The following is a 12,394-nucleotide window of genomic DNA, read 5'->3' as shown; positions in this document are numbered from 1 at the left end:
GGTGCGTTTTTTTAGGTAACTTTGCGTTGGATACGGCGGGGTGTGCATATCTTTCACCAAAGATATATAAAATATGTCAAAAATAGTGTCGAAAAAAAGAATCTGCCTCCTCGCGGTCGGGCTTACCCTGCTGCCCGCCGCGGGGTTTTTCTTCGCCCTGCCGCGGACGCTCTTCGACGAGCCGTTCTCCGCGACGGTGTGGAGCCGCGACGGGCGGCTGCTCTCGGCGAAGGTCGCCCCCGACGGGCAGTGGCGTTTCTTTCCGACGGACAGCGTGCCCGAAAAGTTCCGCACCGCCGTCACGACTTACGAGGACAAGCGTTTCGACCGCCATTTCGGGGTCGATCCGCTGGCCCTGGTGCGCGCCGTGGGGCAGAATCTCGCGGCGGGGCGGATCGAGAGCGGCGCGAGCACGCTCACGATGCAGACCATCCGCCTGAGCCGCGGCGGAAAGCCCCGGACCCTGGGTGAAAAATTCGTCGAAGCGGTGCTGGCCCTGCGGCTCGAAATGCGCTGCGGGAAGGATGAAATCCTGGCCCTGTATGCCGCCCATGCGCCCTTCGGCGGCAATGTCGTGGGGCTGGAGAGCGCCTCGTGGTACTATTTCGGCCGCAGCGCGCGGGACCTTTCGTGGGCCGAAAGCGCCCTGCTGGCCGTGCTGCCCAACGCGCCTTCGCTGATCCACATGAAGCGCAACCGCCAACGGCTGCGCGCGAAGCGCGACGGACTGCTTGACCGGATCCGGAGCGGCGGGCACATCGACTCCCTGACGTGTGCCCTGGCCAAGCTGGAGCCGCTGCCCGAGGCTCCCGAACCGATGCCGATGGAGGCGATGCACCTGCTGGGCAGGATGCGCACCGGGGCGCTGCACTCGACGCTCGACGCCGGCCTTCAGGGGCGGGTGAACGCGCTGGCGAGGCGTTACAACGCGCAGTACCGGGGCAACCGGATCAACAACCTGGCCGTCGTGGTGATGGACGTGCGGAGCGGGGAGGTGCTGGCCTACGCCGGCAACGTCTACGATCCCGGGGACCGGAGCGCGGGAACCAGCGTCGATGTCATCCCCGCGCGGCGCAGCAGCGGCAGCGTGCTCAAACCGATCCTCTACGCCGGGATGCTGGACGACGGCACGGCGCTTCCGACGATGCTTTTCCCCGACGTGCCGACCTATTACCGGAATTTCACGCCCCAGAACTACAACCGCACGTTCGACGGCGCGGTTCCCGCCGACCGGGTGGTCGAGCGTTCGCTCAACGTCCCGTCGGTGCGGATGCTCGACAAATACGGCCGCGAGAATTTTCTGTCGCTGGTGCGGGGGCTGGGTTTCCGCACGATCGACCGCAGCGCCGGCCATTACGGGCTGTCGCTGATTCTGGGCGGCGCGGAGATCACGCTGTGGGACCTCACGGCCGCCTATATGCTGATGGCGGCCAAACTCAACGGGCAGGAGACGATCCGCCGGCCGCACTACGACGCGGCGTCCGATGCGACCGTTGTGGCCGACGACATTCCCCTGTCGCGGGGTGCGCTGTGGCTGATGTTCGAGGCGATCAGCCGCGTCACGCGTCCCGAGGAGGAGGGCGAATGGCAGTATTTCGCCTCGTCGAAGAAGATCGGCTGGAAGACCGGGACGAGCTACGGCAACCGCGATGCGTGGGCCGTCGGGGCGACGCCCGACTATGCCGTGGGTGTCTGGGTCGGGAACTGTTCGGGCGAGGGGCGGCCGCTGATGACGGGCGTGGGGTATGCCGCGCCCGTACTGTTCGAGGTGTTCGGCCTGCTGCCCGGGAGCGAGTGGTTCGCGGAGCCTTACGGCGATCTGGAACCCGCCGTGGTCTGCCGCCAAAGCGGATTCCTGGCCTCGCAGGTGTGCCCCGACCGCGATACGCTGATGATTCCGCGGACCGCCACCCCGGCCGAGGTCTGCCCCTACCACCGGATCGTCAATTTAAGCCCCGACCTGAAATACCGCGTGACGACCGACTGCTGCGATCCGGCTCGCATCGTCCGCAGGCCGATGTTCATTCTGCCGCCCGCGCAGGAGTGGTACTACCGGAAACAGCACCCGGACTACCGTCCGCTGCCGCCGCTGCACCCCGGTCTGTCGGGCCGCGGGGCGGGAAACGACCCCATCGAGATCATCTATCCCCAGCCGGGGCGCGTGCTGGTGGCCCCGAAGTCGCTCGAAGGAGAGCAGCAGAGCCTCGTCTTCACGGCCGTGCACCGCGACCGCAACGCCGTGCTGTTCTGGCATCTCGACGACCGGTATCTCGGTGCGACCTCGCTGGAGCACAAACTGTCGGTCCGGCCCGCTCCTGGGCGTCACCGTCTGACGGTGATCGACGAACACGGGGCCTCCCGAAGCGTCGCGTTCAGCTGCCGGTAGGGCGGATTCCGGGCACAGGGCGTCTCCGCCCGGACCGATTCCCGCAGGCACCCGGCGTTCCGGGACGGACGAAAAACGCCGCCGCAGGGAGATTCCCTTGCGGCGGCGTCCGTGTGTTTCTGCCGGAGCGGGCGTTTATTTCACCCCGAAGCGGTAGATGCAGACCTGCGTGTATTCTTCGCCCGGGCGCAGCACGGTCGAGGGGAAGTTGTCGTGGTTGGGGCTGTCGGGGTATTTCTGCGTTTCGAGCGCCAGCGATTCGCGGTAACGCAGCGGTTTGCCGTATTTGCCGTTCGCTTTGCCGTCGAAGAAGTTGCCGCTGTAGAACTGCATGGCGGGCTGGTCGGTCAGCACCTCGATCGTGCGGCCCGAAGCGGGTTCCCAGACCGTGGCCGCCGGCTCGATGCCGTCCGCGGTCTTGCGGTCGAGGACCCAGTTGTGGTCGTATCCCGCGCCGTTGCGCAGCTGCTCGTTGTCGGCGCCGATGCGCTCGCCGATGGCGTGCGGCTGGCGGAAATCGAACGGCGTGCCCGTGACGTCGGCGATCTCCCCGGTGGGGATCAGCACCGAGTCGACCGGCGTGGTGCGGCTGGCGTTGATGGTCACGACGTGGTCGAGGATCGTGCCGTTACCCTCGCCCTTGAGGTTGAAGAAGGGGTGGTGCGAGAGGTTCACCACGGTCGGCTTGTCGGTCGTGGCCTTGTAGTCGATGCGGAACTCGTTTTCGGGCGTGAGCGAGTAGGTCATCTCGATCTGCAGGTTGCCCGGGAAACCTTCCTGTCCGTCGGCGTGGAGGTACTTCATCACCAGACGGTCTTCCGAGGCCGAAACCACGTCCCAGACCACGCGGTCCAGGCCTTCGAGCCCGCCGTGGAGCGTCTGGCCGTTGTTGTTGATCGGCAGGCTGTACTCCGTGCCGTCGAGCGTGAAGCTGCCCTTGGCGATGCGGTTGGCGTAGGGTCCCACGACCGCGCCGAGGAAGCGTTCGCCGTCATTGTTGATGTAGCGGTCGATCGTCTCGTAGCCGAGTACGATGTCTTCGTAGTTGCCCGCACGGTCGGGGGTCCAGAGCGATACGACGCGTGCGCCGTAGTTGGTGACCTGCATGGTCACGTCGCCCGCATGGAGCGTGTAGATACCGACGGGCTTGCCGTCGGCCTCCGTCTGGAAGGCCTCGTTGCTGAACAGGGTGATTTTCGGCTCCTGGCTTCCGCAGGCAGCCAGCAGCAGGGTGCATAATGCGATGAAATTTCTTTTCATGGGTCGGTTTTTGGGTTCTTTGTCTGCAAAGTTAATCAATCCGGGCATTTTGTGGTCGCGTTTTTTCGGTTTTTTTCTTTTTGGGCCGGGGCGTGTCGTCCGCCTCCTTGTGGAACATGTGCTCTTTGGCCTCCATCTCCGTCTCCTGCCCCCGGTCGCCCTGGCGCTCCATCCATTGCAGCAGTTTGGCGCGCAGTGCGGCTTTCTCCCCGGCGTATTTCGGATCGTCGGTCAGGTTGCGGGTCTGGAACGGGTCGCTGACGATGTCGTAAAGCTCTTCGCCGGGGCGGTGCTGGTAGCGCTCTACCTGTCCGCGGGCGAATTCGTCGGTGGCGGCCTTCTCCTTCCACGAAGCCCACCAGTCGCGTTTCGGGTGCGTGGACATGCACTTGAACGTCGCTTCGGGCGTGAGGTTGAGGATGTAGGCGAAACGGTCGCTGCGCACCGAGCGGATGCCGTAGTATTCCGGTCCGGCGTGGATGCCGCGGCTGGTCTGGATGGCGTAGACCTCCTGCTTGAAACTCCTGGCCTCTCCCCGGACGACGGGCAGGAAACTGCGTCCGTCGAGTCCTTCGGGAATCTTTCCGCCGGCGATGTCCACCAATGTCGGGGTCACGTCGACGTATTCGCACATGGCGTCGGTCGTCGTGCCGGGTTTGACCACGCCCGGCCAGCGCACGACGAAGCCCGTCTGCAAGCCTTCGTCATAGCAGGTCCACTTGCCGAACGGGAACGAATAACCCTGCTCGCTGGTGAAGATGAAGACGGTGTTTTCGTCGAGTCCGTATTTGCGGAGCAGGGAGTCCACCGCGCCCACCTGATTGTCCAGCACGTTGATCTCCGCGAGGTAATTGCGGAACTGCCGGCGCGTTTCGGGCGTGTCGACGAGGTTGCCGGGCAGCGTGAGGTCGTCGGGGCTCCAGAGGCTGCGGTCGCCGAGCGTCCACGGGTCGTGAGGCTCGGTCGAGCCGACGTAGAGGAAGAACGGTTCGCCCGTCTGTGCCACGTCGGCCAGGAACGGTTCGATCTTTTCGGGGTGTACGCTGCGCAGCGACTCCTCCGAAAGGAACTCGAACGGGAAGGATTCGATCGGCGCGATGTGCCGCTTGCCCTGCAGGGCGACGCGGTAACCGGCCTCCTTGAGGTATTCGGGCAGCGTGTGCACGCCCTCGTCGAGCCGCGTGTGGTTGGGATAGGCTCCCGAGCGGACGGGGTAAAGCCCCGTGAGCAGGCAGTGGCGCGTCGGGGAACTCATGGCCGTCGCCTGGAAGAAGCGCTCGAAACGCAGTCCCTGCGCGGCCAGCCGGTCGATGTTGGGCGTGATGGCGTCGGGGCTTCCGTAGCAGCCCAGGTCGTAATGGCGGCAGTCGTCGGCGATGACGAGCACGATGTTGGGGCGTTTCGGGCTTTGCCGGGCGGGTTTGGCGGCCTGGGCCGTGCCGCCGGAGAGCAGGGCCAGCGAGGCCCCGAATCCGATCTTTCCGGCGGGTATCGTCTTGTTTCTCATGGTCGTTCTGTCCGGAGATGGATTATTGTTTTCCGGCGCCGATGCGGGGACGGCGCTCCCACCAGGCCAGTACGGTCTTCGAAAGGTCGCGGACCAGCGCGGGATTCTCCTCCGCGAGGTTCTTCGTTTCGTTGATGTCGGCGGCGATGTCGTAGAGCTGGGCGTTCGAACCGTCGGGGTTGACGAGCAGTTTCCAGTTGCCGCGGCGGATCGCCAGCGAGGGGCTGTGGTGGTACTTGTCGCGGGGGAACATGAACGCTTCGTTGCGGCCGAAGTCCCACATCAGGTCGCCTTTGCGGACCGCGGGTTTTCCGAGCAGGGCGCGGCTCATGTCCTCGCCGCTCGAACGGTAGCCTTTCGGCAGCCGGGCCTTGGCGATTTTGCAGAGCGACGGCAGCAGGTCGACGGCGCAGACGACCGTTCGGTCGTCGACCTTGCCGGCTTCGATCACCCCGGGCCAGCGGATGATGAACGGCATGCGGATGCCGCCTTCGTAGAGGCTGTTCTTCACGCCGCGCATGCCGTTCGTGCGCAGCTGGCGGAAGCTCGGGGCCGGGCCGTTGTCCGAGGTGAAGATGACGATGGTGTTGTCGCTCAGCCCCAGCTGGTCGAGCCGCGTGAGGAAGCGGCCGATCTGACGGTCGTACTCGGCGAGCACCTCCGAGAAGTTGGGCTGTGAGTTCCAGTCCTTCTGCTTGTGCTGCGACTCCTCGTCGGGAACCCACGGCGTGTGCATGTCGTCGGGCCAGAGGTTCACGAAGCAGGGCTTGTCCTTGTGGCGCACCAGGAAGTCGAGCGTCTTGTCGACGAAGTAGCCCGTGCGGTTCCAGCGTTTCACGTCGTCCTTGTCGCTCCAGATCCAGTTCGTGGCGGTCAGTTCGGGAGCCGGGTCGGGGCTTTCCCACGTCGAACAGTACTCGTCGAAGCCGAACGAGGGGATCGATGGCGCGTCCTTCACATCGCGCCCGCCGCCCATGTGCCACTTGCCGAAGTGTCCGGTGGCGTACCCGGCGTCGCGGAGGATGCGGGCCATCGAGGGCGCTTCGGCGGCGAGGTAGTCGGCCTGTTCGCAGGCGGCGTTGCCTTTGCGGGTCTGGAGGTAGGTGTTGATGCCCCACTCCATCGGGAACATGCCCGTGGTGAGTCCCACGCGCGAGGGCGAGCTGACCGGAGCGGAGGAATAGTAGCTGTTCAGGACCAGACCCTGCGAAGCCAGGCGGTCGATGGAGGGCGTTTCGATCCAGCCCGTGTTGGTGCACGAGAGGTCGCCGATGCCCATGTCGTCGGTGTAGATGATCACGATGTTCGGGCGGCCCTGCGGTGTCTGCGCCTTTGCTTTTGCCGGGGCCTGCGCCGTGGCCGAGGCGACTGTTCCGGCGCCCAGCAGTCCGGTGAGGATGGTGCGGTTATTCATGTCTTGAAGTTTTGTGAGTTTGCGTGTGGTTCTCGTCGGCCGGGGGCGGTCCCGCACCGAGGCGCGGCCGTCCGGATTCCGGTCCTGTTCCGATCGCAAGATAACCATTATATAGGAGCCGGGGACTAAAAATTTGGCCAAAACAGGCCACGGAATGTTCAAAATGCTGCCGGAGACCGGAACCCGGGGCTTTGCGGCCGCGGTCGGGTTCCGGTTCGGAGCGGATTCGAGGGGGACGAGGGGCGGTTTGCCGAAATCGCGACATTTTTTGAACAAAAAACGACGTCGTTTCCCCGCGAAAATGAATACCTTGCAACAACTAAATCCAAAAATCGAAATGAATCGGAACCTACTTCGCGAAATCCTGCTCGGAACAGGCGCCTGTCTTGCCGCCGCGCTTCCGGCCGTTGCCGCCGGGAACGGCGAACGTCCCAATATCCTGTTCATCGTGGCCGACGACCTGGGCTGGGGCGACGTGAGCTATCACGGAAGCGTCATCCCCACGCCCAACATCGATGCGCTGGCCGCCAGGGGCATCGAGATGAACCGTTTCTATACCGCCCCGGTCAGTTCGCCGACCCGTGCGGGACTGATGACCGGGCGCTATCCCAGCCGTTTCGGCATCCGGAAAACCGTGATTCCGCCCTGGCGCGACTACGGACTCGATCCCGAGGAGCAGACGCTGGCCGACATGCTCGCCGCCAACGGTTACGCCCACCGTGCGATCGTCGGCAAGTGGCATCTGGGCCACGGACGCCGGGCGTATTATCCGCTTAACCGCGGATTCACCCATTTCTACGGCTGCCTGAACGGCGCGCTCGACTACTTCACCCATGAACGCGAGGGCGAACTGGACTGGCACAACGACTGGGAGTCGTGCCGCGACGAGGGCTATTCGACCGACCTGATCGCCGACGAGGCCGTGCGCTGCATCGGGGAGTACGCCCCCGAAGGGCCGTTCTTCCTTTACGTGGCGTTCAATGCGCCCCATACGCCTTTCCAGGCCCCCGAAGACGAGATCGCCGAGCATATCTCCCCGGAGAAATTCGCCGCGCTGACTCCCCGCGAGAAGGATGCCTATACCTACCGCGCCATGGTGACCCGCATGGACAAGGGTGTGGGCCGCATTCTCGAAAAACTGGAGAAGAGCGGCCAGCTGGAAAATACGCTGGTGCTCTTCATGAGCGACAACGGCGGCATTCCGAACCTGCCCGGCGGGTCGAGCTGCGCGCCGCTGCGCGGCCATAAGGGCCGGGAATGGGACGGCGGCGTACGCGTTCCGGCCGTCCTCTGCTGGAAAGGGCGCTTCGCGGCGGGCGTACGCTCGGAACAACTCGCGGCGTTCGTCGACATGGCCCCCACGATCGCCGCGCTGGTCGGCGCCGGGGAGCCTCCGCGTCCCTACGACGGTGTGAACCTGCTTCCGGTGCTTACGGGCAAAACCGCATCGTTCCCGCGCGACCTCTACCTCGGCTGCGGCGCGGCGGTCAGCGGCGACTATAAGCTGATTCTCAAAGGGGGCAACCGTGCGATGCAGCTCAAGGGCGATTACCTGGTCTGCTATCCCGAAGACCCCTATGAGGCGCAGAACCGGATCGAAGAGCATGCCGCCGAAGCCGAGCGCCTGCGCCGGTACATCATCCGCTACGACACGATCCGTCCCGCGCATCCCGAGCTGCCCTACGGGCAGGGTAAGGAGGGTTTCAAGGCCCCTGCGGAGTGGCGCGTGACCAAACCCTGAAAACCGGATTTCCCGCAGTAAACGACAGACGCGGGCGGTCAGCACTTTTTGTTCAAAAACAGTCGACATGCATCCCATATTCCTGGTACGGGGTTATTTTCCGTCCTGGTTCTGCCGGATGAAATCCTTCGGGCGCATGCCGAACTGCTTCGTGAAGCACTTGGCGAACCACGACATGCTGCTGAAGCCGGTCAGGTAGCAGACCTCGCTGATCCGGTATTCGCCGCTGCGGAGCAGCTGCGCGGCCGTTTTCAGCCGCACCAGCTGGATGTATTCGTTGGGCGAGACGCCCGTCAGCCCTTTCAGCTTCCGTTGCAGGCTGGAGCGGCTCAAGGCCATCTTCTCGACGAGCAGGTCCACGGAGAGCGTCTCGCAGGTGAGGTTCTCGCGGACGATGCCCGTCAGCTTGTCCAGCCACTGCCGGTCGTTGCGGCCCATGTCATCCTTCTCGTACTGGAATCCGGGCCGTGACGCGAAGTGGCGGAAAGCTCGTTTCCGGTTTTCGAGCAGGCTCTCCACCGTCGCCTTGACGTAGCCCAGCGAGAAAGGTTTTTCGATGTAGACGTCGGCCCCGTATTCCAGCCCCCGGATCTTCGAGTCCACGGAGTCGACCACCGAGAGCAGGATGAACGGGATGTGGCACAGCATTTCGTCGTTGCGGACCTTCATCAGCAGGTCGAAACCGTCCATTTCGGGCATCAGGGCGTCGCTGATGATCAGGTCGCACGCCTGTTTTTCGAGGATGGCGAGGGCCTCGGCGCCGTTTTTCGCCGAAAGGACGCCGTAGGTGTCCTCGAAATTCTTGACCAGGAACTCCCGCAGGTCCGGGGTGTCCTCCACGATCATGATGCGGAAGGGCTTCGCTTCCGGCTGCCGGTCTTCCGGGTTGTCGGCCGTCTCTTCGGCCGGTTCGGAGGCGCGAATCTCCCCCCCCCCTTGCCGATTCCCCGGAATCCGGGATCTCCACCGTAAGTTCGCAGCCCTCGACGGTGTGCCGGTCGACGTACACCCGGCCGTTGTGCTTCTCGACGAGGAGTTTCACCAGGCTCAAACCGATTCCGAAGCCCTTGCCCGAATCGGGGTTCTTCTGGTAGAAGAGGTCGAACACCTTTTCCCGGATACGGGGCGGGATGCCGTCCCCGTCGTCCCGGACCGAGAGCCGGAGCGTCCGTCCCCGGTCGTCGTCCAGGATGCGGAGGACGACCTCGACCGTCGAACGGGCGTATTTCAGGGCGTTGGCGAGCAGGTTGCTCAAGATCTTGGTGAAGGCCTCGCCGTCGGCATAGAACAGGACGTGCGCATCGGGGCAGTCCGTGCGGATGGCGATCTTTTCGGTCGAGTTGCGGAACCGTGCGACGGTCTCCTCGACCAGCTGGCTGACGTCGATTTCGCGGCGGCTCAACCGGAACCCCTCGTTGTCCACCTTCCGGAAATCGAGCAGCTGGCGGATGAGTTCGAGCAGCCGGTCGACGTTCCGTTTCATGATGTCGAGGTTGGCGGTCACGTCGCTGTTCCATTTTCCGGTTTCGATGATTCGTTCGAGCGGGGACTTGATCAGCGTGACCGGCGTCTTAATCTCGTGGGCCACTTGGGTGAAGAACGCCATCTTGGCCTGGATCAGCTCCTTTTCCTTCTTTTCGCCCTGCCGCCGGAGAATGATCCGGACCCCGCCGACGATCAGCAGCACGACCAGCAGGAAATAGACGCCCTTGGCGACGGGGCTGAGGAAGGGATGAGGCTGTACGCTGATCTCCAGGCTGCGGGTCGCATCGCTCCAGTAGCCGTCGTTGTTGCAGCCCCGCACCCGGAAGACGTAGCGGCCCGCGGGCAGTTTCATGAACGACACGGAGTGCTGGTCGGTGTAGACCCAGTCGCTGTTGAACCCTTCCAGTTTCCACGCATAGCGGTTCTGCCCCGGGGCCACGTAGCTCAGACACTCGAAATTGATGTCGAAGGAGATCGTCTTGCTGGAGATGCGCAGGTTCCCGTCGGGGACGGCCTGCCGTTCCGAACCGACCGAGAAACTGTCGGCCCGGTGCATGCAGACCGACGAAATGACGATCTCCGGCCGGACCTTGTTGACCGAGATATTGAACGGCGAGAAGTAGTTGAAGCCGTTTATTCCTCCGAAGAAGAACGTTCCGTCCCCGGTCTTATGCGACGACCGGAAATTGAACTGGTTGCTCTGGAGTCCGTCTTCGGTCGTGTAGCGTACGCAGGTGTGCAGCTGGGGATTGTATTTGAGGATGCCCTGGTTGGAGGAGAGCCACAGGTTGCCCGCGCTGTCGTCCAGCACGCCGTAGTAGATGCCGTTCGGCAGGTTGTCGTCGGCGCCGAAGTTCTCGAAACCGTCCGTCGCGGGATCGTAGCGGCAGATTCCGGCGCTTTCGCCGCAGAACCAGATCTGCCCTCCGGTGTCGACGTAGACCCGAATGTACCTGTCGTCGGCGGGCGAACGGGGGTCGAGTTCGTCGTGACGGTAGTTTTTCCAGCTCCTGTCGCCGGGCGAATAACGGTATATCCCGCTCACCTTGCTGGCCACCCAGATGTTGCCCCCGGTGTCCTCGGCGATGTCGTAGATGAACCGGCCTTCGGTGATCTCCACCCGGGAGAACCGTCCCCGGCGTTTGTCGAAGGTGCACATGCCGGACATCGTTCCGACGTAGATCGTCCCGTCGCTTGCCCGGAAGATGGCGTAGACATAGTCGTTGCACAGGGAGGCGGAATCCCCGGGGATGTTCCGGTAGTTGACGACCTTCCCGGTCCGGAGGTTCATCCGGTCCAGCCCCTGCGAGAAGGTTCCGATCAGCAGGTCGTCCCCGTCCGTGCAGAGGGCATGCAGGTTGTTGTGGCTGCGGGCGGTGTGGTTGGTGAACTTCCGGTTGCGGACGTCGAAATGGTTCAGACCTCCGTTTTCGGTCGCGATCCAGAGGTTTCCCCGGCCGTCGTCGCAGAACTGGCTCACGGCGTTGCCGTCGAGCGACTCCGGGTGGCCGTCGTCGTAGTACCACAAAATCTCGTCCTGCCGGGGCGAGAGGTAGTTCACGCCGCAGAAATAGGTCCCGATCCAGACGCCGCCCTCGCGGTCACGGAAACACCGGTAGATGCTCTCGTCGGCGAGGTCGTCTCCGGAGACCGACCAGACGCCGTTCTTGCGGCTGAAGAAGAAAAGGCCGCTGTCCGAACCGATCATGTAGCGGTTCATGTCCCGCCGGAAAATCGTGTGGATACGCGTGACGGAGAGTTTCCTTCCCTCGGCGTCGAAGGCGGGAAATTCGGTGAACCGGCCCGTGTAGACGTCGAATTCGCCGAGGTAGCCGTTCTGCATGCCGATCAGCAGTTTGCCCTCCTCGGCCTCGACGACGGCCGTGATCTCGTTGTCGCCCAGCAGGGAGCTTTCCGGCTTGGGCTTCGCGTTCCGGCCGAAGCGGTCCGTCTTGCGGTGGTAGCGGTACAGCCCGGCGGTCGTTCCGACCCAGATTTCGCCGCCGCTGTCCTCGAAGATGGTTCGGATCCCGCGGCACGCGCTGCCATCGCCCTCCTCCAGCTCGTAGCGGAAGAGGCGGCCGATGCGCTCGTCCCAGCGGAACAGCCCGTTGTCGGTTCCGATCCACAGGTCGCCCAGCGGGTCGTACAGCAGACTGATGCAGTTTTCGATGCCCTTCCCTTCGCTGCTTCGGGCGTCGAACCGCGTGAGGCTCTCGTCCTGCGGGTCGAAAAGCATGAGGGCTTCGGTGCACCCCAGCCAGATGCGGATTCCGTCCGAGTGGGGGCGGATGACGTCGATGTTGAGGTGCTCGCCGGAGAATGACGAGCCGAAAACGTCGAAGCGGTAGCCGTTGAAGCGGTTGAATCCGTCCTTCGTGGCGAACCACATGTAGCCTCGGCTGTCCTGGCAGATGTCCTTCACGCTGTTGTCGGACAGCCCGCTTCTTGCGTCGTACCGCCGGTAGGGATTGATCGCCGACCCGGGAAGGGCTGTCGCCAGGAGCAGGACCAGGGCCGCTATGTAGGTTTTCGTCATCGGAAAAGCATCGGATTGATGGCACAAGATACCGAAAAATATCTGGTTTCGGGAATTCCGGG

At 63.7% G+C, this 12,394-nt stretch carries 6 protein-coding genes and 1 pseudogene; 2 read left to right on the top strand and 5 right to left on the bottom strand.

What is annotated here, in order from left to right; all coding sequences use genetic code 11:
* Nucleotides 1-73 precede the first annotated feature (73 nt).
* Entirely contained in the window at nucleotides 74-2,386 is a 2,313-nt protein-coding gene (pbpC, locus tag ACGHP5_RS04435; RefSeq protein ID WP_390568128.1) for a penicillin-binding protein 1C, read from the top strand.
* 135 nt (nucleotides 2,387-2,521) lie between these two features.
* Here the strand turns inward: pbpC and ACGHP5_RS04430 are convergent, their stop codons facing one another.
* From ACGHP5_RS04430 to ACGHP5_RS04420, 3 genes are read right to left on the bottom strand one after another with little or no spacing between them, the layout of a single operon-like run.
* Complete coding sequence (locus ACGHP5_RS04430) at nucleotides 2,522-3,646, bottom strand: aldose epimerase family protein (RefSeq protein WP_337757080.1); 1,125 nt, start codon at nucleotides 3,644-3,646, stop codon at nucleotides 2,522-2,524.
* Between the two features lie 31 nt (nucleotides 3,647-3,677).
* Nucleotides 3,678-5,153: a sulfatase gene (locus ACGHP5_RS04425; RefSeq protein ID WP_390568127.1), complete on the bottom strand. Its 1,476-nt coding sequence runs from the start codon at nucleotides 5,151-5,153 to the stop codon at nucleotides 3,678-3,680.
* A gap of 22 nt (nucleotides 5,154-5,175) precedes the next feature.
* Entirely contained in the window at nucleotides 5,176-6,567 is a 1,392-nt protein-coding gene (locus ACGHP5_RS04420) for a sulfatase (protein ID WP_295904351.1), read from the bottom strand.
* Nucleotides 6,568-6,904: 337 nt separating this feature from the next.
* Here ACGHP5_RS04420 and ACGHP5_RS04415 point away from each other — a divergent pair, with 337 nt between their 5' ends.
* The gene (locus ACGHP5_RS04415; RefSeq protein ID WP_390568126.1) at nucleotides 6,905-8,308 is read left to right on the top strand and encodes an arylsulfatase; all 1,404 of its coding nucleotides are present in this window, start codon (nucleotides 6,905-6,907) and stop codon (nucleotides 8,306-8,308) included.
* 93 nt (nucleotides 8,309-8,401) lie between these two features.
* On the opposite strand, the gene ACGHP5_RS04410 is transcribed toward ACGHP5_RS04415, so the two are convergent.
* Complete coding sequence (locus ACGHP5_RS04410; protein WP_337658130.1) at nucleotides 8,402-9,154, bottom strand: DNA-binding response regulator; 753 nt, start codon at nucleotides 9,152-9,154, stop codon at nucleotides 8,402-8,404.
* Nucleotides 9,155-9,272: 118 nt separating this feature from the next.
* A pseudogene (locus ACGHP5_RS04405) lies at nucleotides 9,273-12,332 on the bottom strand (two-component regulator propeller domain-containing protein); the annotation flags it as partial.
* Nucleotides 12,333-12,394: the final 62 nt, after the last annotated feature.

The organism is Alistipes sp. i18-0019-D1, assembly GCF_042852885.1.
In the GTDB taxonomy this organism is placed as follows: domain Bacteria; phylum Bacteroidota; class Bacteroidia; order Bacteroidales; family Rikenellaceae; genus Alistipes.
The sequence above is the reverse complement of the archived record's forward strand: the minus strand, read 5'-3'. Positions and strand labels throughout refer to the sequence as shown.